The organism is Sphingomonas canadensis, assembly GCF_026013525.1.
Lineage (GTDB): Bacteria > Pseudomonadota > Alphaproteobacteria > Sphingomonadales > Sphingomonadaceae > Sphingomonas > Sphingomonas canadensis.
The window spans coordinates 66,734-88,201 of sequence record NZ_JAPDRA010000001.1 but is presented as its reverse complement, the minus strand read 5'-3'; the positions used below and the strand labels follow the sequence as shown (position 1 = coordinate 88,201).

The 21,468-nt window shown below is 66.1% G+C and carries 21 protein-coding genes and 1 tRNA gene; 7 read left to right on the top strand and 15 right to left on the bottom strand.

The genetic code is table 11. The annotated features are described in order from the left end of the window. Window positions 1-67: 67 nt before the first annotated feature. A complete protein-coding gene (locus OM513_RS00400; RefSeq protein WP_264942172.1) occupies window positions 68-1,525 on the top strand; it encodes a KAP family P-loop NTPase fold protein in 1,458 nt (485 codons plus the stop codon). A gap of 7 nt (window positions 1,526-1,532) precedes the next feature. Here OM513_RS00400 and OM513_RS00395 read toward each other — a convergent pair whose 3' ends face one another. Next, a complete protein-coding gene (locus OM513_RS00395; protein ID WP_264942171.1) occupies window positions 1,533-2,273 on the bottom strand; it encodes a DUF1134 domain-containing protein in 741 nt (246 codons plus the stop codon). Window positions 2,274-2,457: 184 nt separating this feature from the next. On the opposite strand from OM513_RS00395, the gene OM513_RS00390 reads away from it, so the two are divergent. After that, a tRNA-Ser gene (locus OM513_RS00390) sits at window positions 2,458-2,547 on the top strand. A 115-nt stretch (window positions 2,548-2,662) separates the two neighbouring features. On the opposite strand, the gene OM513_RS00385 is transcribed toward OM513_RS00390, so the two are convergent. From OM513_RS00385 to OM513_RS00360, 6 genes are all read right to left on the bottom strand, one after another. Next, window positions 2,663-2,842, bottom strand: a complete 180-nt coding sequence (locus OM513_RS00385; protein ID WP_264942170.1) for a hypothetical protein — start codon at window positions 2,840-2,842, stop codon at window positions 2,663-2,665. Continuing rightward, window positions 2,835-3,236, bottom strand: a complete 402-nt coding sequence (locus OM513_RS00380) for a hypothetical protein (protein WP_264942169.1) — start codon at window positions 3,234-3,236, stop codon at window positions 2,835-2,837. Before OM513_RS00380 ends, OM513_RS00385 begins: the two co-directional genes overlap by 8 nt. A gap of 755 nt (window positions 3,237-3,991) precedes the next feature. After that, window positions 3,992-5,158: a CaiB/BaiF CoA transferase family protein gene (locus OM513_RS00375; protein ID WP_264942168.1), complete on the bottom strand. Its 1,167-nt coding sequence runs from the start codon at window positions 5,156-5,158 to the stop codon at window positions 3,992-3,994. Continuing rightward, window positions 5,155-5,649 carry a MaoC family dehydratase gene (locus OM513_RS00370; protein ID WP_264942167.1) on the bottom strand — a complete coding sequence of 165 codons (495 nt, stop codon included), beginning with the start codon at window positions 5,647-5,649 and terminating at the stop codon, window positions 5,155-5,157. The genes OM513_RS00375 and OM513_RS00370 overlap by 4 nt, the downstream gene beginning before the upstream one ends. 30 nt (window positions 5,650-5,679) lie before the next feature. Continuing rightward, window positions 5,680-7,158: an aldehyde dehydrogenase family protein gene (locus tag OM513_RS00365; RefSeq protein WP_264942166.1), complete on the bottom strand. Its 1,479-nt coding sequence runs from the start codon at window positions 7,156-7,158 to the stop codon at window positions 5,680-5,682. Between the two features lie 17 nt (window positions 7,159-7,175). Then, complete coding sequence (locus tag OM513_RS00360; RefSeq protein ID WP_264942165.1) at window positions 7,176-8,768, bottom strand: GMC family oxidoreductase; 1,593 nt, start codon at window positions 8,766-8,768, stop codon at window positions 7,176-7,178. 165 nt (window positions 8,769-8,933) lie between these two features. Here OM513_RS00360 and OM513_RS00355 point away from each other — a divergent pair, with 165 nt between their 5' ends. Next, on the top strand, window positions 8,934-9,899 hold the full coding sequence (locus OM513_RS00355) for a LysR family transcriptional regulator (protein WP_264942164.1): 966 nt from the start codon (window positions 8,934-8,936) through the stop codon (window positions 9,897-9,899). A gap of 32 nt (window positions 9,900-9,931) precedes the next feature. Here the strand turns inward: OM513_RS00355 and OM513_RS00350 are convergent, their stop codons facing one another. From OM513_RS00350 to OM513_RS00325, 6 genes are read right to left on the bottom strand one after another with little or no spacing between them, the layout of a single operon-like run. Then, complete coding sequence (locus OM513_RS00350; protein WP_264942163.1) at window positions 9,932-10,759, bottom strand: SDR family NAD(P)-dependent oxidoreductase; 828 nt, start codon at window positions 10,757-10,759, stop codon at window positions 9,932-9,934. A gap of 11 nt (window positions 10,760-10,770) precedes the next feature. Then, window positions 10,771-11,166 (bottom strand): MaoC/PaaZ C-terminal domain-containing protein, encoded by a 396-nt coding sequence (locus tag OM513_RS00345; protein ID WP_264942162.1) that lies wholly within the window; start codon window positions 11,164-11,166, stop codon window positions 10,771-10,773. Next, window positions 11,159-11,617, bottom strand: coding sequence for a MaoC family dehydratase N-terminal domain-containing protein (locus tag OM513_RS00340; protein ID WP_264942161.1), 459 nt, complete (start codon window positions 11,615-11,617; stop codon window positions 11,159-11,161). Before OM513_RS00340 ends, OM513_RS00345 begins: the two co-directional genes overlap by 8 nt. After that, window positions 11,617-12,801: a lipid-transfer protein gene (locus tag OM513_RS00335; RefSeq protein ID WP_264942160.1), complete on the bottom strand. Its 1,185-nt coding sequence runs from the start codon at window positions 12,799-12,801 to the stop codon at window positions 11,617-11,619. Before OM513_RS00335 ends, OM513_RS00340 begins: the two co-directional genes overlap by 1 nt. 25 nt (window positions 12,802-12,826) lie before the next feature. Next, window positions 12,827-13,978 carry an acyl-CoA dehydrogenase family protein gene (locus OM513_RS00330; protein WP_264942159.1) on the bottom strand — a complete coding sequence of 384 codons (1,152 nt, stop codon included), beginning with the start codon at window positions 13,976-13,978 and terminating at the stop codon, window positions 12,827-12,829. Beyond that, window positions 13,968-15,545, bottom strand: coding sequence for an AMP-binding protein (locus tag OM513_RS00325; protein WP_264942158.1), 1,578 nt, complete (start codon window positions 15,543-15,545; stop codon window positions 13,968-13,970). The genes OM513_RS00330 and OM513_RS00325 overlap by 11 nt, the downstream gene beginning before the upstream one ends. Window positions 15,546-15,835: 290 nt before the next feature. Here OM513_RS00325 and OM513_RS00320 point away from each other — a divergent pair, with 290 nt between their 5' ends. The 4 genes from OM513_RS00320 to OM513_RS00305 all read left to right on the top strand — a co-directional run bounded on the left by OM513_RS00320 (window position 15,836) and on the right by OM513_RS00305 (window position 19,754). Further along, complete coding sequence (locus OM513_RS00320) at window positions 15,836-17,119, top strand: spinster family MFS transporter (RefSeq protein WP_264942157.1); 1,284 nt, start codon at window positions 15,836-15,838, stop codon at window positions 17,117-17,119. 203 nt (window positions 17,120-17,322) lie between these two features. Further along, window positions 17,323-17,646, top strand: coding sequence for a Zn-ribbon domain-containing OB-fold protein (locus tag OM513_RS00315; RefSeq protein WP_264942156.1), 324 nt, complete (start codon window positions 17,323-17,325; stop codon window positions 17,644-17,646). Further along, window positions 17,646-18,803, top strand: coding sequence for a thiolase family protein (locus OM513_RS00310; protein WP_264942155.1), 1,158 nt, complete (start codon window positions 17,646-17,648; stop codon window positions 18,801-18,803). Before OM513_RS00315 ends, OM513_RS00310 begins: the two co-directional genes overlap by 1 nt. 180 nt (window positions 18,804-18,983) lie before the next feature. Next, a complete protein-coding gene (locus tag OM513_RS00305) occupies window positions 18,984-19,754 on the top strand; it encodes an alpha/beta fold hydrolase (protein WP_264942154.1) in 771 nt (256 codons plus the stop codon). A 53-nt stretch (window positions 19,755-19,807) separates the two neighbouring features. On the opposite strand, the gene OM513_RS00300 is transcribed toward OM513_RS00305, so the two are convergent. Beyond that, a complete protein-coding gene (locus OM513_RS00300) occupies window positions 19,808-20,584 on the bottom strand; it encodes an enoyl-CoA hydratase-related protein (RefSeq protein WP_264942153.1) in 777 nt (258 codons plus the stop codon). A gap of 54 nt (window positions 20,585-20,638) precedes the next feature. Continuing rightward, on the bottom strand, window positions 20,639-21,403 hold the full coding sequence (locus OM513_RS00295; protein ID WP_264942152.1) for a 3-hydroxyacyl-CoA dehydrogenase: 765 nt from the start codon (window positions 21,401-21,403) through the stop codon (window positions 20,639-20,641). Window positions 21,404-21,468: the final 65 nt, after the last annotated feature.

Sequence of the window (21,468 nt, the reverse complement as noted above, 5' to 3'; positions counted from 1 at the left end):
GGCGCAAGTTGCGGGCATGATGTGCGACTACTGGCCGGATCGCGGGAAGGTCGGCTAGCATGTTCGCATGGAAACGATCGAAGAAATCTGGGCGGATGATTTTCTGGGGCGCAGACCAGAAGCGGAAGATCTGATCGGCTATCTTGAAAGCGTCGCTTCCCGGCCGCCGCTGCGTGACGATGGGCATGCCCATGTTCTGGCCGTCGATGCCGCCTATGGCCAGGGCAAGTCCTTCTTCCTGAGGCGATTTGTTCGTCACATGCGCACGACCGGCCACGCCGTCGCCTTCGTGGACGCTTGGGTGGACGACCTTGAAGACGAACCGCTGGTTGCGCTGGCGGCGACGCTGGAGGAAGCGCTCAAGCCCTGGACCGCCAAATCCAAGACAGTTGCCGACAGAATGGCGCGTTTTCGCGCCAAGGCGGGGCGCGTTGCGACGATCGTCGGGATGGGCCTGGCCAGACGCGCGGTCGGACTTCTGATCACCCAGGGCGCTGTCGATGCGGCGGGCGAGGTGGTGGCCGGGGCCGACGAGGTCTCGAAGGACGTTCGGACGGATGCGTTGAAAGGGGCAGGATCGGGCATCGCCGACGATGCGGCGACCGCGCTGGGCGCGGCGGTGGCTCCGCCGATGGAGTCGCGGATCCAGCGTTTTCGCGAAGGGAAGGCGGCGATCCGCGAGATGCGCGAGGGGTTGGCTGAGGTGGTCCGGGCACTGGCGGCGGAGGGGATGCAACTGCCCGTCACCATCGTGATCGACGAACTGGACCGCTGCCGCCCTACCTATGCGATCAAGCTGCTGGAGGAGGTGAAGCATCTGTTCGACGTCTCCGGCGTCGCCTTCGTGCTCGGGCTCCATGGCGAGCAGCTCAGCCATTCGGTGAAGGCGGCATATGGCAGCGGATTCGACGGCGCGGCGTATCTCCGCCGCTTCTTCAACCGGCGCTACACGCTTCGGGAGGCGGAGCTGAAGCCGCTGATCGAGCATCTGGTGGTGATGCTTGGAATAGCCGACGATCGCTTCATCCGGCCGCGCATCGAGGCGATTAACGTGCATGGGCAGGATTCGGACGACACGCCATCGTTCATCGCTGCCTATATGCGGCTCTATGGGTTGAAGGCGCGCGATGCGTTCGAACTGATGGAGATGCTGCAGACCGGCGTCGCCCTGTCTGCGCCCCACAAAATCCTGTTACCCTATCTGCTGCCGCTGCTGATCGGTCACATCAAAAGCGAAGCGGGCCTGCCGCCGGTCGTCGGCGAGCCCGATTGGCGCCTTGCACTCGATTTTGTGTCAAAGAAATACGGGCCGGAAAAGTTCGCCAGCGACATCGATCTGCTCGCGAAGTTCTCGGATCAGAAAATACGGGCGAAACTCCTATCAAAATACGACCCGGACCTTCAAAATCTTGTGGTAAACTGTCGTTTCATCAATCCGGATCTGGCGCATGAAGACGAATCCTACGCCCGGCCGGAAAACTACCGCCGCCTGCTCCAGACGGTGAAGCGCTTCACCACCGCCTGAGCGCCGTTCAGAACGGCAGCCAGCGCTTCTTCTCGGTGAATTTCATATAGCCGGCGTTGACGCCCAGCCGCCAGCCGACGCCCAGCCGGATCGGGATCAGCACCACATTGCCGCGGCGCAGATAGGTGGCCGAAAAGCCGCCGACCAGATAGACGCGCCCCTCGCCCGAGGGATAGCGCTTGTACAGGTCCTGGGTGTCGTAGAGGTTGTAGACCAGCACGAACACCTTGGTCGCGTCGCCGCCCAGATCGAAGCCGACCGAGGGGCCGGTCCAATAGACGGGCCGCTCGCCCTCCACCTTGTGGAACATCTTGCCCGAGCCATAGCGCAGGCCGACGACGATCGCGCCCGCGGCCTCGCGCCCGGCGATATAGGCGTTGGGCTCGCCCTGATCGCGCAGGATATTCTCGATGATGCGGGCAAGGCCGGATGCGCCCTTGCCGAACACGCCCTCCGCCGCGCCGATCAGGTCGTCGCGCTGGAAGGTGTTGGTCGCCTGGCGCCGCGCGCTCATCGGATCGGACGAGGGCGGGGGCGCCTCCTGCCCCGGGGCGGGGGCGGCATAGGGATCGTTATAGGGCTGGTCCGGCTGGGGCGGCGCCTCCTGCTGCCGGGGCGGGGCGGGCGGATCGAGGTCCGAATCGATCGCGCTGTTGGGATCGATCGTCCCCACCTGCGCCGAACCGGGCATGGCGGCCAGCACCAGCGCTGCGGCGGCGCCCACCGAAACCCACCTGCGCAATCGCATGGAAACCTCCCCAGACCAATGGCTTGGCGGATGCTATGCCCCGCCGCCTGTCGCGGCAATGAACGCGCGACGACCCGAGTCGAATTCGCGGCCATGCGAGTCGGCAAAAGCTGCGCACGGGCACCGTATCGGCCGTTGATCCGCGCAAACTGCCCCGCTATAGCGCGGCGCTCGGGCCTTCCTCGGAGACGTGGGTGAGTGGCTGAAACCAACGCTTTGCTAAAGCGTCATACGGGAAACCGTATCGAGGGTTCGAATCCCTCCGTCTCCGCCAGAACATCACATAAAGAATTGAAAATAGGTGATTTTCTGAAAACGCTACCCGGCCTACCACCTAAATTGCCACTATAATTCGGCGCTTAATTTTCGCGCTGTTCGGCGAAAATTTGTTACCGCGCCGGGTATGCAGGTTCGCCCTCGCGCTGCCATTCGAACAGATATTCGTAGGGTTCGCCGTCGCCATCGGCGCGAAACTCGTGCGTGAGAGTCCAGCCAAGCGCCTTAAATTGCTCCGCGACGATGTTCGAATGCGCCTTGCCTAGCGGCTTGGGCGCGGCCCGTTCATTCATCGTCCCACTCGTCCAACCCAAGCGATTCCAAATCCCGAAATCGCCCCAAGCCCACAGTATCGAATTCATCCATTCCGCTAGCGGCTTCGACGCCCAACGCCCGAAGTGCGGAATTGATTGGATCGTCTCGACGCACCGGATTTCGCGTTACGGCGGTCGCTGCTTGCATCGCAACTTTTCCACCTGCGATTACGGCTGCGGCTTGGGAACCCGTACCACCGAAATAATTCGTCTCGACGAATGCTAGGGTGCCGCCGTCCACTGCTTTTAGGAGTGCGGCTTGAAGGCCTTCCGAAAACGACTTGAACCCTTCGGAATACCTTCCCGGCTCCAGTCGAGTAAGCTTATCGATCTGCTGATATCCTAGCGGCGCAATATGCAGTCCGCCGTTCAATTCAGTGGGCGCGGGGCATTCGGCAACGCTTACCACTCGCGCGACAACCGCTGGCGAGCCAATAACTGCGGTAATGTCGTGTCCCATGATCCGCCCGATGCCTCATGTAGTGCGCCGCGATGCTTCGAGGACGGCGCGAGTAATTCCCGAATTTTTCGCCCGTCATTCGAAAGCGGTCCTGCGGCCCCGGCGATATCCCTATTGGGGGTGTGGTGGGGGATGGATCGGCGAAGGCTAACAGCAGTCGGACAAACCACTTGCGGACGATCGCTGCACGTTAGATCATCGGATGGCGAAGCGGGTCTATGCCGATGGGTCAAATTGCTGAAGTACAGAAGCGGCTCGCCGCCTACCATGCTCGGGTTCGTGGCACAGCGGAGCATCAGATATGCCCGATGTGCGACGGGCAAGGAGAACTTGTCGATGCGTCAATCGACACAGGAGAGCGCATCCTTATTTGCGACGAGTGCGATAGTCTTTGGCCTTTCAGTGCGCCGGTAGATGCAGCCCATGTTGAGGGCTTCGCGACCTTTATGGAGACGCGCAACAAACAACCCCTATGGACCGAACTCGCTATCGCAGATTGATGCTGTGTCGTTCCCGACCGAACTGCGGGCTGAAAACTGTCAGGGCGAACGCGATCCGGCGGCGGACGTTAGGCCTTATTCAGTATCGCGACGAAATCCGGCATCTCGCCAACGGCCACAATCGGCAAATGGCAGGCGGTTGCTAAGACTGCGGGATCATCCACCCCATCAGTTCAATCCGCCGTTCAGCGTGATCCCGAACTCTTCCATCACCTCCCGGTTGTGTTCGCCCAGCCGGGGCGGCATGCCGACGGGCGGCCGCTCGCCATCGAACAGAACGGGCACCCCGGGCATGAGCAGCTCTCCGAGCGCGGGATCGTGCAGCCGCGAAAAGAAGCCGACCGATTGAAGGTGCGGATCCTCGGCCAGATCGTCGAGCGACAGCACCGGCGAAGCGGGAAGGCCGATCCGATCGCACGCGGCAAGCCAATGCGCGCTGCTCTTGCGCGATACCAGATCGGCGGCAACCGCGTAGAGCGCGTCGATATTGGCGGTGCGGGCGGACATGGTGGCGAAGCGAGGGTCGGCGGCATGTTCCGGCGCGTCTGCCACGGCGAAGAATGCCCGCCAGTGCGCATCCGTATAGGGCATCATGCAGATGTGGCCGTCGAGTGTCCGGTACGGACGACGATGGCGCGAAAGGACGCGCGGATATCCCGTTTCCCCACGGGACGGGACGAACTGGCGGCCATAAAGATGCTCGACGAGGTTGAAGCCCACCATCGTCTCGAACATCGGAATCTCGACGATCGATCCGCGGCCGCTGGCGGCGCGGCCGGTCAGCGCGGCAAGGATGGCCATGGCGGCGACCAGTCCGGTCGTTTTGTCGGCGGTGATCGTCGGGAAATATTGGGGCTCGCCGGTCTGGCGGCGCATCAGGTCCGCGCAGCCCGACAGGCCTTGGATGATGTCGTCATAGGCGGGCCGCCCGCCATAAGGGCCAGCCTCGCCAAATCCGAGCAGCCCGGCATAGATCAGGCGCGGATTGCGCGCGATCAGCTTCTCAGGCTCCAGCCCCAGCTTGGCGAGCTTCTGCGGCCGGATATTGTGCATGAACACATCCGCGCCCCCGATCATCTGCGCCAGCGCGTCGCGCGATGCCGCCTCGGTCAAATCGAGCATCACGCTGCGCTTGTTGCGGTTGGTGCTGAGGAACATCGCGGCCATGCCGGGCTCGATGGCCGGCCCGGTGTGGCGCGTCGAATCGCCCGCGGGTGCCTCGACCTTGATGACGTCGGCGCCGAAATCTCCCAGCCACTGGCTGGCGATCGGCCCCATCGCCACGGTGGTCAGGTCGATGACGCGAATGCCCTTAAGGGGAAGGGAGGCCGTCATGCCGCCGCGTCCGGCCGGCCGCCGATCATCCGGCGCGACGTGTAGCGCAGCACCGCTTCGTTGCGCTGATTGAGGATGGTGATCGTCGAATCGACGATCGCCCGGTTGCCGCTGGAGGTAGGGCGCACGCCGTCCAGTTCGATGATCGCATGCACCGTGTCTCCGACATGCACCGGCGCGATCGCCTCCTGCGTGCAGCCCAGCATCGCGATCCCGGTTCCGCGGATGAGCGACTGGACGATGAACCCTTCGATGATCGAATAGGTCAGTGCGCCCGGAACCGGCCGGGCGCCCATCGCGCCCGCGATCGTAGCATCCAGAAAGGCGCTGTCGATCATGCCCGTCAGCGTGACGAAGGCGACCAGATCGGCCTCGGTAATGGTGCGCGTATAGGTCCGGTATCTCGCGCCGGGCCGCATGTCCTGCCAGTACAGGCCACGGCCGAGAGGAAATGCGTCCTGATCCGTGCCAGGCTGATCGGTCTGCGTCATGCTGTTGGTCCCAATGGCTTGGATCTGGTGTCAGAGCGCGGTGACGACGGTCTTGAGCTCGGTGAAGCTCTCGACCCCCTCGGCGCCATTTTCGCGGCCCCAACCCGATTGCTTGAAGCCGCCGAACGGCAGATTGGCGCCGCCGATCGAGCCGGTGTTGATATTGATCGTCCCCGCCCGGATTTTCCGCGCCAGCCGGTACGCCGCGGAGATGTCGCGCGTGTAGATGCTGGCAGCCAGGCCGTAGATCGAATCATTGGCGAGCGCCGCGAGCTCGTCCAGATCGTCCACTGCGGTCGCCACCAGCACGGGACCGAATATCTCATCCTGCACGACGCGCATGTCCGGGCGAACATCGGCGATGATCGTCGGTTCGACGAAGAAGCCGCGGTTCCCGAAGGATCCGCCGCCGGTGATCACGCTGGCGCCCTCGGCCCGGGCGCTTTCGATGTGGCCGAGCACCCGCTCGTGCTGCCGGTCGGATACCAGCGGCCCCATGGTGGTGCTTGGGTCCAGTCCGGGGCCAAGCTTGTACTGCGCGGCGAAGTCCACCAGGCCTTCCAGCACCTGATCGAACTGGCTGCGCGCGACATAGAGCCGCGATCCGGCGACGCACACCTGGCCGCTGTTGCGAAAGATCGCGTTACCGGCACCCGCCACCGCCCGGCCGATATCCGCGTCCGGAAGGATGATCGTGGGCGATTTGCCGCCGAGTTCGAGCGTCAGCCGCTTCAGGTTTCCCCGGGCCGCGCCGATCAGCGATTTGCCTACCATCGTCGATCCGGTGAAGCTGATCTTGTCCACGCCGTCATGCTCGGCCAGCGCCGCGCCGACGACTGCGCCGATCCCGGTAACGATGTTGACGACGCCGGCGGGCATGCCCGCTTCCTGGATCACCTCGCCAAGGCGCAGCGCGGTGAGCGAGGTCTGCTCGGCGGGCTTCAGGACTGCGGTGCAGCCTGCGGCAAGCGCCGGGCCCAGCTTCGAGACCGCCGACATCAACGGGAAGTTCCAGGGCGTGATCAGCCCCACGACGCCGACCGGTTCGCGCAACGTCATCGCCAGATACTCGCCCGGCAGATCGACGGCGCGCGTCTCCCCCGCGATCTTGGTGCACCAGCCGGCCCAGTATCGCAGCGCCGCCACCGACGCGGGTATGTCGACCCGGCCCGCCATGGTGATCGGCTTGCCGTTGTCGAGGGTCTCCAGCTCGGCGAATTCGACCTGCCGGGCCTCGATCAGGTCGGCGATGCGCCACAGCAGCTTTGCCCGTTCGCCCGGCGGCATGACGGGCCATGGGCCGCTCTCGAACGCGCGGCGGGCGGCCGCCACCGCGCGATCGACGTCCTCCGCGCCCGCGGCGGGTATCGTCGCGATCGTCTGGCCATCGGCGGGATTGATCACATCCAGGCGCCCGCCGCCGGTCGCGTCGCTCCATGCGCCGTCGATGAGCAACTGGAAGGGGCGATCGAGGCTGGCCCGCGTCGGTTCGGCTATGTTGATCGCCATTGGTCGAACTCCTTGGGCTATGCGGCCAGGATCATGGCTGCGGCCTTTTCGCCGATCATGATCGCAGGCGCGTTGGTGTGGCCGCCGATGAGCCGGGGCATGATCGAGGCATCGGCGACGCGCAGGCCATCGATCCCGCGCACGCGCAGTTGCGGATCGACCACCGCATCCTCGCCCCCGCCCATCGCGCAGGTGCCCGCCGGGTGCTGGCCGGTGGTCACGCTGCGCCGGATCGCGGCGTCGAGTTCGGCGTCGGTGCGCGCGTCGGCACCCGGGGACAGCTCTTCGCCGACAAAATCGGCGAGCGGACCTTGCCGGACGAAATCGCGGGTCCAGCGTAGCGCGTGGCGCATGAGGCGCAGGTCCTCGGGCTCCTGGAAGAAGTTGAGCTGGATGCGCGGTGGCGCGAGCGGATCGGCCGAGCGCAGGCGCACGAAGCCGCGGCTTTGCGGCCGGAGCACCATATTGAGCGATGTCAGCATTTCGGGAACCGGAGCGCGCACGCCCGGAAACCACATGCGCGCGGCGACATTGGTGGCGATGAACACATTCTCGAGATCGGGCCGGGCGATCCCCGGGTGCGACTTGTAATAGGCGAAGCTGCTGATCGGCACGCCGGCGGGGGTGCCCCGTCCCGTCAGCAGCCATTCGACGACCGACAGTGCCAGCCGGTCCGCGCGCATCCGGCCGGTGAACCGCGACGGGCGCTTGAGCGCGAAGCCCATCGGGACCAGCGGATGTTCCTGCAGCCCGCCACCGACACCCGGCAGGTCGAGCGTGACGGGCACGCCGATTTCGCGCAGGTGCTCCGCTGGGCCGATACCGGAGAGCAGCAGGATCTGGGGCGACGCATAGGCGCCAGCCGACAGGATGGTATCGCGCCCGGCATAGGCGATCTCCGCCCGGCCTTCGCGGACATATTCCGCGCCCCGGGCGCGCCCGCCCTCGATCAGGATCTTCGTCACCTGCGCGCCGGTGATGACCGTCAGGTTCGGCCGCCGCCGCGCCGGAGCCAGAAATGCCTTGGACGCGCTGGCGCGCCGTCCGCGATGGATGGTGCTGTCGGGAAGCGCGAAGCCCTCGGGGTCTCCCGCCTCGAAATCGTCCAGGACGCGATATTGCATCGATCGCGCGGTCTGGCGGATCGCCTTGGCGACAGGCTCGTCGCTGCGGCCTTGCGTGACGTGGAGCGGCCCGTTTCCGCCATGATGCGGGCCTTCGCCCCTCCAGTTGCGCTCGGATTTTTTGAAATAGGGCAGCACCTCGTCATGGGACCAGCCATGGGCGCCCATCGCGGCCCATTCGTCATAGTCCCGGGGGTGCCCGCGGGAATAGATCATGCCGTTAACCGAGGACGAGCCGCCGAGCACCTTCCCGCGCGGGGCCGGGAAGACGCGGTCGTCCGCGAAAGGCTCCGGATCGGTCTGATACCCCCAGTCGAAGGCGCTGGTGCGTAGCGTGGGGAATAGCAACGGCATGATAAGCGCGATGTTCCGGTCGCGCCCGCCGGGTTCGATCAGTAGCACCCGGTTGGAGGAATCCTCGCTCAGCCGGGCAGCGATCACCGATCCCGCCGACCCTGCGCCGATCACGACATAGTCATAGGTCATGCGCATGGCGGCGGCCCGATCCAAGCGCTTGCGTGCGTCCCGGCCATCGACCGTCACTCTCCCTCTGCCGGGTGGCGCCTGCATGGGGCGGGCCCGTCTCCGTCATGCGGCACATGACGATTCCCGCGGAAATTAGTGGTGGTGAAGGGCGCGATCCAATATTGATTGAATGCATTTCGATTTACGGAGTATATCATGGAACTCAGGCAGGCCCGCCAGTTCGTCGCGCTTGCCGAGGCGCTCAACTTTCACCGGGCGGCTGAGGCATTGGGGATGAGCCAGCCTCCGCTATCGATATCGATGCGCAAGCTGGAACAGGAACTGGGCGTGGCGCTGTTCGTCCGCCAGAGCCGCGGCGTGACGCTGACCGAGGCGGGGCACGCGGCGCTGCCGCATGCGCGCCGGGTGCTGGGCAATGTGGAAGCGATGCGCGATGCGATCCGCGCGACCACCGATGGGATGGGCGGCCGCCTGAGCGTCGGCTTTGTCGGTTCGGCGATCTATGCCCTGCTACCAAAGGTCGTGCCGCTGTTTCGTTCGCAGCGGCCAGCGGTCGACCTGCGACTGCGCGAGGCGACGACGCTCGAGATCCTGAACGGGCTGGAATCGGGCGATCTCGATATCGGCGTCCTGCGCACCCCGGTGCTCGATGCGGGTGACGTCGCGCTGGAACCTCTCATGCGCGAGGAAATGATCCTGCTGATCCCGCGCAACCACTCGCTGCACGGACAGGATCGCCTCCGCCTCGAAGACCTTCGGGATGAGCCGTTCATCGGATATGACCGCGCGCGCCTTCCCAATTACTGCCACCTTTCGCTGAGCGCGTGCGACTCCGCAGGTTTCCAGCCGCGGATCGCGGAGGAGGCGGCGCATCTCCATACCCTGATCGCGCTGGTGGAGAGCGGGATCGGCATTGCCCTGGCCCCGTCGGTTGCGCGCATCCCGGGGGCAAGCCGGGTTGGCTATGCGCGGATAACCGTGCGGGGCGCGCCGATCGTGATCGGTCTCGCGCTGGCGACGCGCCGCGACGACACCCGCCCGTCACGCGACGCCTTCGTGTCCGCGTTGCGGGGGGCCGCCGCCGAACTTGCGGAAGGGGAAACGGTGCTGACCGGCGAGATGCTTCGCTAGCGCGTCTGCCAGCGAAGCTCTGCCGCCGGCCGTCAGAGGCTGACGCCGCCTCCGACGATCAATACCTGTCCGCTGACATAATCGCTTTCGGGAGCGCACATCAGATAGATGCCGCCCGCGGCCTCCTCCGGCGTGCCCGCGCGGCCCAGCGGAACGATCGCCTTGAGCATGCCCAGCGTCTGGGCGGGAACACCGGCCTGGATGGTCTTTCCCTCGATCTCGATCCGGGTTTCGGGATCGTCGTTCGGCTTGGTCAGGCGCGTTTCGATGAAGCCGAACGCGACGCAGTTCACGCAGACCTTGTAGCGGCCCCATTCCTTCGACAGCGTTTTCGTCATGCCGACCAGCGCCGCCTTGGCGGAGGAATAGTTGACCTGGCCCGCATTGCCGTGGGTGCCGGCCATCGAAGAGATGTTGACCACCTTTCGGATGACCTCGCGGCCTTCTTCGGCCTCTTTCCTGGCCATGATGCGGATCGGCTCCGCGGCTGCGCGCAGGATGCGGAACGGCGCGGTCAGATGGACATCGATCATCGCCTGGAATTGTTCGTCGGTCTGCTTCTGGATGACCCCGTCGCGGGTGTAGCCCGCGTTGTTGACGATGATGTCGAGCCCGCCGAAGCTGTCGATCGCGGTCTGGACGAAGCGCTCGCCAAAATCCGCTGCGGTGACGTTGCCGACGCAGGCGACGGCCTTGCCACCCGCCGCCTCGATCGCGGCCACGACTTCGTTCGCGGGGCCTTCGTCGAGGTCGTTGACCACGACGCTCGCCCCTTCCGACGCCAGCTTCAGCGCCAGCGCGCGGCCAATGCCGCGTCCCGATCCGGAGATGATCGCGACCTTGCCCTCGAGTTTGCGCATCCTGTTCCCTTTCAACCGATGGTTACGACGGCTTCGCCGTCGAGTGTCTGAATGTCCTGGCCGGTCCACGCGCCGATCTTCAGCCGGGCGCGGCGTTCGCCATCCTCCTCGAAGAGCTCGGCCACATGGCCCCGGCAATGGACCGTCGCGTGGAGCGGCGTGATCGCGGTGAAGCGCACGTTCCAGTTGCGGATGCGCTCGGCCGGCACCCAACTGCGCAGCGCCTGGGCGAGCCAGGCCATCGACAGCATGCCATGGGCGAACACGTCGTCCATGCCCGCCGACCGGGCGAAATCGCTGTCGATATGGAGCAGCACATGATCGTGGCTTGCCCCGGCAAACAGGGCGAGCATGCCGCGCGTGACGGGGCCGCGGACCAGCTCCGGAAGCGTCTCGTCCTCAACCATTGCGGACTACCGTGACCATGCGCATCTCGGCACACAGTTCGCCTGCGCCGTTGCGCGCCTCTGTATCCTGCACCACGAATTGCAGCGCGCCGCCCTTCTTCGAATAGATGTCGCTGGTCGTGGTGGTCAGCGTCAGCGTGTCGCCGGCATAGATGCGCCGGTGATAGGCGAAGCGCTGTTCGCCGTGCAGCACGCGCGCCATATCGACGCCAAGGCCGTTGGCCTTGTCGAAAATGTCGCCGCGTTTCGCCGGTGCCGACATGGCGAGCGAGAAGAGATAGGTCTCCGGCATCGGAATTGCGGGATGGCCCGCGGCCCTTGCCGCTTCCTCGTCGAAATAGACGGGGTCGGTCTCGCCGGTCGCCTTGGCGAAGAATTTGAGGAAACCCTTCTCCACTTCGACGCGGCGCGGCTCCGACACCACCCCGACATGGGCATCGCGATCGAGCATCAGGCGGCCGCTCCGTAGAGCGTGACGACGCAGGCGCCGCCAAGGCCGACATTGTGCTGAAGCGCATGGCGGACGCCCTCCACCTGGCGCATGCCGGCGGTGCCGCGCAACTGTCGGGTGAGCTCGTAGCATTGGGCGAGGCCGGTGGCACCCAGCGGATGTCCCTTGGAAAGCAGGCCGCCGGAAGGGTTGGTGACGTGTTTGCCACCATAGGTGTTCTGGCCATCGCGGATATAGCGTTCGGCCGTGCCCTCGGGCGTGAGGCCCAGCGCTTCGTAGGAGATCAGTTCGTTCGGGGTGAAGCAGTCGTGCAGTTCGACAGCCTGAACGTCGTCGGGGCCGATGCCGGACGCTTCGTAGACCTGGCGCGCGGCCTCTTTCGCCATGTCATATCCGACAACGCTCATCATCCCGCGATCCTCGAAGGTGCCGGGCATGTCGGTGGTGAGCGCCTGGGCGACAATCTCCACGGATGCGTCGATCCCGTGCTTCGCCGCGAAGGCCGGCGACACCAGCACCGCAGCCGCCGCGCCGCAGGTGGGCGGACAGGCCTGGAAGCGGGTGATCGGGCCATAGAGATGCTTGGAGGCCAGCACCTCCTCCAGCGTCAGCGGTTCACGGAACAGGGCCATCGGATTGTGCGCCGCATGGCGCCGCGCCTTGACGCTGATCATCGCGAACGCTTCGTCGCTGGTGCCGTAGCGCGCCTGGTGATCGCGCCCGCCGCCGCCGAACTGCTGCGCGGCGAACGGCGCCACCGGATCGTGCTCCTGCAGTTCGTCCTGCCGGGTGAGCGCCAGGTCGAGCGTCCGCTTGCGATCGTTGAAGATCATGCCGAGCGCGCCCGGCACCATCTGTTCGAAACCGACCGCGAGCACGCAATCGGCGACCCCGGCCTCCACCATCTGCCGTGCGAGATAGAGCGCGGTCGATCCTGTCGAGCAATTGTTGTTGACGTTGACGATCGGGATGCCGGTGATTCCGACGCGGTAGAGCGCGGACTGGCCCGAGGTGGAATCGCCATAGACGTAACCGGCATAGGCCTGCTGGATCTGATCATAGGAGATCCCGGCATCGGCCAGCGCGAGGCGCACGGCCTTCTCGGCCATCACGTCCCATTCCTCGCTCTGTCCCGGCTTTGTGAAGGGGATCATGCCGACGCCGGCGACGCGAACCTTGGTCATTTCAAACTCCTCGGGGAACCGCGGCTCACAGCGCGCGGGCGATGATCAGCTTCATGATTTCGTTGGTGCCGCCATAGATGCGGCTGACCCGGGCATCGGCGAACATCCGCGCGATCGGATATTCCGTCATATAGCCATAGCCGCCGAACAATTGCTGGCAGGCATCGATGACCTTGCACTGGGTTTCGGTGGTCCACAGTTTCGCCTTGGCGGCGGAGATCGCGTCGAGATTGCCCGCGAGCAGCCTGACCATCAGGCTGTCGGCGAAAGCACGGGCGACGCTCGCCTGGGTGGCGCAATCGGCCAGCACGAACTGGGTGTTCTGGAAATCGAGCAGGGTCTTGCCGAACGCCTTGCGGTCCCGGACGTAATCGGTCGTGAGCGCGACCGCGCGCTCCATGTTGACGACAGCGTCGAGCGCGATCGTCATCCGCTCCCACGCCAACTGGTGCATCAGCAGCGCGAACCCGCCGCCTTCGCTGCCCAGCAGATTGCCGGCCGGCACGAACATGTCGTCGAAGAACAGCTCGGATGTGTCCTGCCCGCGCATGCCGACCTTTTCCAGGTTGCGGCCGCGCCGGAAACCCTCGGCTTCGCCGCCTTCGAGCACCAGCAGCGAGATGCCCTTGGCACCCGCTTCGCCCGTGCGTGCGGCCACGACGATCAGATCGGCGGTCTGGCCGTTCGAGATGAAGGTCTTGGCGCCGCTGAGCAGCCAGCCGCCCTGCGCGGGGTTCGCCCGCGTGCGCAAGCCCTGCAGGTCCGATCCGCCGCCCGGCTCGGTCATCGCGATCGCGCCGATCCGCTCCCCCCGGGCCATCGCGGGCAGCCAGCGCCGTTTCTGCGCTTCGTCGCCATAGGCGAGGATATAATGGGCGACGATCGCCGAATGGATGGTGTTGCCGGTGCCGAAGCTGCCGCCCAGCCCCGCGCGCGACAATTCCTGATGGATCACCGCCTCGTGCGCGAGCGTGCCGCCGCCGCCGCCATATTCCACGGGGATGCTGGCGCAGAGGAGGCCGGCCTCCGCCGCGCGCGCCCAGGATGCGCGATCGACCTGGCCGTTGCGGTCCCAGCGCTCGCGATGCGGCGCGAGTTCGCCGGCGACGAAACGCGCGACATGCTCCTGCAGCATCGCGAGTTCGTCGTCGATCCAGGGCGAGCGTTCAGGCGACATTGCGTGTCCGTCCTTCCCAATAGGGTTTGCGCAGCTCGCCCTTCAGGATCTTGCCAGCCGCGGAGAGGGGCAGCGCTTCGCTGCGGAATTCGATCGAGCGGGGGCATTTGTAGCCGGCGATCCGCGCGCGGCAGTGCGCCACCAGCGCTTCCTCGCTCGGCGCCTCGCCGGGCCGTGGCAGCACCACCGCATGCACGCGCTCGCCCCAGCGCGCATCGGGCACGCCGATCACGGCGACCTGCGCGACGCCCGGATGCAGCGCCAGCACGCTCTCGACCTCAGCCGAAAAGACGTTCTCGCCGCCTGAGACGATCATGTCCTTTACCCGATCGACGACGTAGAGGACGCCGTGGTCATCGAACCGGCCGACATCGCCGGTGTGCATCCATCCGCCGCGCAACGCTTCGGCGGTCAGTTCGGACTGGTTCCAATAGCCGAGCATCAAGCCGGCCCCGCGTACCAGGATCTCGCCCACCTCGCCGGGCGGGACTGCTTCGCCGGCTTCGCCGGCGATCACGATCTCGGCGATCGGCAGCGGCTTTCCCGCGCCGCGGTGGCGCCCGGCTTCGCGGTGCGCGCCCTGGTGGAATTCGGGGCCGAGCAGCGTCGCGGCGCACGAGACCTCGGTCATGCCATAGAGCTGGACGAAATCGATGTGCGGGGCGGCGGCCATGATCCGGTCCAGCGTCGCCTCCGGCATCGGTGAGGCGCCGTAGATCAGCGTGTTCAAGCCTGACAGCCGGGCGGCGTCGAAGCCGGGCGCATCCAGCACCATCTGGATCATTGTCGGCACCAGCAGCAGGTCGGTCACCCCGGCATCGGCGATGGTCTGGAGCGTGGCGGCCGGATCGAACGCCCCGGCGATCACCGCGGTGCCGCCCGCGAGCATCGCCATCGTCAGCATTGCCGCCGCCGCCAGGTGGAAGAGCGGGGGGACGATCAGCGTGCGGCATCCGTCGGGAAACAGCCCGGCCTCCCGCATCGCCAGGCAATTGCGGGTGAACCCGGCGTGGCTGAGCATCACGCCTTTCGGCCGGCCGGTGGTGCCGCCGGTATAGAAGATCGCGAACAGATCGTCTCCGCGGCGGCCGGCATCGGGCGCAGGATCGCTTGCCAGCAGCGTGTCGAGCGTCTTCCAGCCCGGCCGCGGCACGCCGAGCGAAACCAGCGTCAGCCGATCTGCCCAGGCGGCGAGCATCTCCGCGTTCGCTTCCGCCATCGCTTCGCTGACGAACAGCAGCTTGGGCATGCTGTCGCGAATGGCGAAGTCGTTCTCTGCCGGGCTCCAGCGGCAGTTTAGCGGCACCAGCACCGCGCCGGCCCAGGGAATGGCGAGATAGAGCGCCATGAAGTCGTCGCTGTTCGCGCTCAGCACAGCGATCCGGTCGCCAGGGGAAACGTCAAGCGCCGCAAGACCTCCGGCGATCCGCTCCGCGCGCTCCAGCGTTTCCGCCCAAGTCCGCCGCCGCCCTTCGAAGATCGATGCGAGCGTCCCACCCCGCCGCGCGATGGCGGCGCGGATGGCGCTGACATATCCCGGCCCCTCGTCCGCCAACTGCCTCTCCACGGTCGGGCGCGCCACCGCAATCTGACGGCCTCCGCGCCGGACCTAGCAGCGCGGAGGAACGATCAGGCCGGAGTTATCGGCGCCTGCCATGCCTTTCCGGAATGAGGCGCGGGCCCGGGCGGGGAACGAGCCATGCCCTCGAAATGCGTTCGCTGGTCAGCCATGCGGCCCACGCATGGCTGTGGCGTGGAATTCCGTGCTTGCCAGCACGGGTTCCGGCTAGCGATGCGATAGAAGATCAGGTCGCGAAGCTCCCGAAGCGGGGGAGGCGACAGGGAGAGCGACGCCGAATGAGCATGGCAAACGAGCAAGACGGCGAGCCTGGTCGAGGCCCCTTGCGCGCCACTGCGCCAGCCTATGTGCTGACGTTGCTGACCGCTGTCAGCTTCTTCAACTATCTGGACCGCATGGTCATCGCGGTTCTGGTCGAACCGATCAAAGCGGAGCTCGGACTTTCCGATTCCCAGCTTGGGCTGGTGGTCGGGTTCGCGTTCGCGATGCTCTATGCGACGTTGGGTCTGCCCCTGGCGCGGATCGCGGACCGTCGCTCGCGGGTCACGCTGATCTCGATCTGCCTCGTGCTGTGGAGCGGCATGACCGCCGTCACCGGCCTGGTCCGGAACTTCACCGAGCTGTTCCTCGCGCGCGTGGGCGTAGGGGTGGGTGAGGCGGGCTGCGCTCCCGCTGCCCACTCGCTGCTCGGCGACATCTATCCCCGTGAGCGCCGGGCGTTCGCGGTGAGCATGTTCCAGGCGGGCGGAACGCTGGGGCAAAGCGTCGGGCTCGCGCTGGCGGCGATCGTCGCGCAATTCTGGGGCTGGCGCGCGGCATTGGTCGTGGTGGGCCTGTGCGGCATTCCGCTGGCGGTTCTGATGTATTTCACGGTCCGCGAACCGCTGCGAAGCGAAACGCATGCGCGCGACGCGGCGGAGCCGATGCGAGCGACGTTGAGGTCGCTGTTCGTGCGGCCTACCGTGATCCATCTGGTATTCGGAATCTCGATTGCCGCCTTCGGCAGCTATGGGATGAGCCAGTGGCTGCCCGCCTTCTTCATCCGCCTGCATGGGCTGACGCTGGGCCAAGTCGGGCTGTACATCGGCATGACCGGCGCGGTCGGCGCGGTGCTGGGGACGGTTTTCGGCGGCTTCATGCTGACCCGGCTCGGCCGCCGCGACGTGCGGTGGGAGCTGTGGTGGCCGATGCTGGTGTTCGCGCTGTTCCCGCTGCTCATGCTGCCGTCATTCCTGACGCCGGACTGGAGAGTGGCGCTCGGGTTTCAGGTCGTCGCGTTCTTTGTCGGGGCTTCGGGCGGCGGCGTCGCGATGTCGGCGATGCAGACCTATGTCGAGCCGCATCGGCGTGCCACGGCCATCGCGCTGATCCTGCTGAGCTCGTCGCTGCTGGGCCTGGGCCTCGGCCCGGTGGCGGTCGGGGTGATCAGCGACCTGCTTGCCCCCAGCCTCGGGGCGGAGAGCCTGCGCTACGGGCTGATCGCGATGCTGTTCATGCCGTTCTGGGCCGCGGTCCATTTCTATCTTGCCGCCCGTTCGAGCCGGAAATGGAGTCTCGACTGACTCCAGGCTGAAGCATGCGCGGCACCGGCTCCGCGCATCAGTTTCAGACGCCATTATTTTGTTTAGAGAGGTGATTGCCCATGGCCAGTGATTTCAGCGGGTTCCTGCCCGCGGCCCCCGTGATCAGGATCGGCGACGATGGCCGGCCGTTCATCGCTGGGAGCCGATGCTCGAATTGTGGAAACACCTTCCCGGGCGAGCGCATGGCATGTTCCGCCTGCTGCCGCCGCGACACGATCGAGGCGGTGCGGCTCGGCACCAAGGGCAAGCTCTACAACTATACGATCGTCCACCGCAGCTATCCGGGGGTCAAGGTGCCCTTCGTCGCGGCGATCGTGGACCTCGACGAGGGCGGCTCGCTGCGCGGCACGTTGCTGGAGGCCGAGCCCGATCCGGCGAAGCTGCCGCCCGATATGCCGGTCGATGTCGTCTTTCGCGATACCGGCCAAACCGGCCCTGAAGGCAAGCCGTTCGTGAGCTATTTCTTCGTACCCGCCCAGCCGGCTCAAGCACAGGGAGAAGCATGATGAGCGAGGACGTCTATATCGTCGGGATCGATATGACCCCGTTCGGACGCTATCCGAACCGGACCACGGCGCAGCTTGGCGCCGAGGCCGCGCTTCTTGCGCTCGACGACGCGGGGCTGACGATCCAGGACATGCAGGCGCTGTATTGCGGCAACCAGTTGCAGGCGTTCATGATGATCGGCCAGCAGATCCTGCACGAGATCGGCGAGACCGGCATTCCGGTGGTCAACACCGCCAATGCCTGCGCCAGCGGTGGCACGGCGTTCCGCGAGGGCTATTTCGCGGTCAAGGGCGGCATGTACGACCTCGTCCTGGCGGTCGGCGTGGAGCAGATGGGCCGCGGCCTGCTGGGCGCCGCCGGGCGGGGCGACGGTTTCATCGAGGAAGGCGTGATCGGATCGATGACGACGCCCGCGATGTTCTCCCAGATCGGGATGGAGCATCACCGCAAATATGGCACGACCTTTGAGCAGTTCGCGAAGATCGCGGTCAAGAACCACCATCACTCGACCTTCAACCCCAAGGCGATGAGCCGCCGCGAGACTCCGCTGGAGGAGGTGATGGCGTCGGAGATGATCTCCTATCCCAACACCAAGCTGATGTGCTCGATCAACGTCGACGGCGCGGCGGCGGCGATCATCGCTTCGGAGAAGAAGGTGAAGGAACTGGGGCTGATGGGCCGCGCGATCCGCGTGCGTGCGTCGCAGATGACCAGCACGCCCTTTACCCCGCGCCAGGACGCAATCACCGATTTCAATCTGACCACCCGCAACGCCGCCAACGCCGCCTATGAACAGGCCGGCGTGGGCCCGCAGGACGTGCAGTTGATCGAGCTGCACGATTGCTTCGCCACCGCCGAGATGGTGCATTACGAAAACCTCGGCATCTGCGGCGAGGGAGAGGCGGGGATGATGGTGGATACCGGCGCGACCGCGATGGGGGGCCGGATCCCGGTCAACCTCTCAGGCGGCCTGCTTTCCAAGGGCCACCCGCTCGGCGCCACGGGGATCGCAAATCTCTACGAGATCTCGCTCCATCTTCGCGGCGAGGCGGGCGCGCGCCAGGTTGAGAATGCGAAGATCGGGCTGACCCATGTCGTCGGCGGCATGACCGGCCTCGGCACCGCCTGTGTCGTACACGTCCTCGAAAAGGCGTAACGCTGAACCGATCATAGCCGGTTCAGTGCTACGCCTGGCGCGTCGGCCGGACTCAATGCGGGACGGCCGACGCGCGGTTTCGAGGAGCGTGGAATGAGCAGCTATACCCGCCAGCGCTTCGCGACGCCGGATGGTCTCACGCTCGCCGGAGATGCCGGCGGGCGCCCGGGGGCGCCGGCGGTGATCCTGCTCCATGGTGGCGGCCAGACCCGTCATTCCTGGGCGCGAACCATGCATCGGCTGGTCGAGCGCGGCTATTTCGTCATCAACTATGATGCCCGTGGCCATGGCGACAGCGATTGGTCGCCGGAGGGGGATTATTCGATCCAGGCGCTCGCATCCGATCTGCGCGCGGTTCGTGAGACGGTGCCCGGGCCCGCTGCCTTCGTCGGCGCATCAATGGGCGGGATGACCAGCTTCTATGCGATCGGCAGCACCAGCCCGCCCGCCGGGCAGGCGCTGGTGATGGTCGATATCGTCCTGCGCGTCGCGACAGCCGGGGTGCAGAAAATCCGCGATTTCATGACCGGGCACCGCGATGGCTTCGCAACGCTGGAAGAGGCGGTGGAGGCGGTGGTGCGCTACAATCCAGATCGCCCGCGGCCGCGGGACCCGTCCGGTCTGCGCAAGAATCTGCGCCTGCGAGCCGACGGGCGGCTTTACTGGCATTGGGATCCGCGCATGCTGGAGGTGTCGCCGAGCAGTGAGCCGCCGTCGCGTGTCGATGCCTTGATCGAGATCAGCAAGCGGGTGTCCGTGCCGACCCTGGTCGTGCGCGGCGAGCATAGCGACATCGTCGATGACGAAGGCATTGCCGAGATGCGCCGGCTGGTGCCGCAGACCGAAGTCCATGAAGTGCCGGGTGCGGGCCATATGGTCGCGGGCGACCGCAACGACGCATTCAGCGCAGGAGTAGCGTCGTTTCTCGACCGGCATTTTCCGGCGGCATGACGAAGCCGCGCGGCCCGCTGGCTGGCCTTACCCGCCCGCCAGCGGCCTGAGCTTCAGCGCCCCTTCCATTGCGGCAGGCGCTTCGCGGCGAATGCCGCCGGGCCTTCCACCGCATCCTGCGACGCGAGCATCGCCTGCATCGCCGGATAGCTGAACTGCTCGCGGATTCCGTCCGCCAGCGGTGTGTCGAGCCCGCGCAGCGCGGCTTCCTTGGTGGCGCGCACCGACATGGGGCTGCCTTCGAGGATCGTCGCCGCCCAGCACCGGGCAGCGTCCAGCACGTCGCCTTCGACGACCTCGTTGACAAAGCCGAGCGCGAGCCCCTCCGCCGCGGTCACCCGCCTTCCGGTAAGCATCAGTTCCATCGCACGATGGAATCCGATCGCGCGCGGCAGGCGCTGGATTCCGCCGCCCAGCGCCGCAAGGCCGACGCGCGGTTCCGGAAGCGCGAAGACGGCGTTGGACGCGGCGATCACCAGATCGCAGGCGAGCGCGATCTCGAATCCACCCCCCATCGCGACGCCGTTGACGGCGGCGATGACGGGCTTCGCGAGGTCGAAGCGCGAGGTGAGCCCCGCGAACCCCTTGGCTGGCAGATCCAGACCGCCGCCGGCCGCCTGCTGCTTCAGGTCGTGGCCGGCGCAAAAGGCCCTGGAGCCCGCGCCGGTGATGATTGCCACCCATTGCGCGTCGTCGGCGGCGAAATCATCGAATACGGCCTGCAGTTCGAGATGGGACTCGGCGTTCAGCGCATTATGCGCCTCGGGTCGGTTGATCGTGAGGATCGTGAGCGGGCCTTCGCGGCTCACATCTACATAGGTTCGGGTCATCGGGATCTTTCAGGATGCTGGTTGATCTGGGCCGGACACCCGGCCGGGGTCCGCCTATTTCGGCGCCATGCGGATCGCGCCGTCGAGGCGGATCACCTCGCCGTTCAGCATCGGGTTGGTGACGATGCTCTCGACCAGCTGGGCGAACTCGTCGGGCTGGCCCAGGCGGCTCGGGAAGGGGACCTGCCTGCCCAGCGAATCCTGCGCCTCCTGCGGCAATCCGGCGAGGAGCGGGGTCATGAACAGGCCGGGTGCGATCGTCATCACGCGGATCCCATAGCGGGCAAGTTCCCGGGCGACCGGCAGGGTCATCCCAACGACGCCGCCCTTGGACGCGGCATAGGCGGCCTGGCCGATCTGGCCGTCGAAGGCGGCGATGCTGGCGGTGTTGACGATCACGCCGCGTTCCTCTCCCCCGGCGGGTTCGGCATCGTGGATTCGCGCGGCGAATTTCGACAGCACGTTGAAGCTGCCCAGCAGATTGATCCCGACCACGCGGGAAAAGTCGGCGAGCGGGATCGCCTTGCCGTCGCGGCCGATCACCTTGGCCGGCGGGCCGATGCCGGCACAATTCACCAGGATCCGGGCCTTGCCGTTCAGGCCTTCGGCTTGCTCGATCGCAGCCTCGACCGATCGTTCATCGGTGACGTCGACTTTCAGGAATACGCCTCCGATTGCCTTGGCGTGTTGTTCACCCAGATCGGAGTTGAGATCGAAGATCGCTACCTTGGCACCCGCCCTTGCCAGCCGCGCGGCGGTGGCGCCGCCAAGACCCGACGCGCCGCCGGTGACGATCGCGCCGGCTCCGTTGATTTCCATTTTGGGACCTCTCTTCAGTTGGTTTCGATGGCCAGGGCTGGCGCTGTTTCGATCCGCACCCAGGG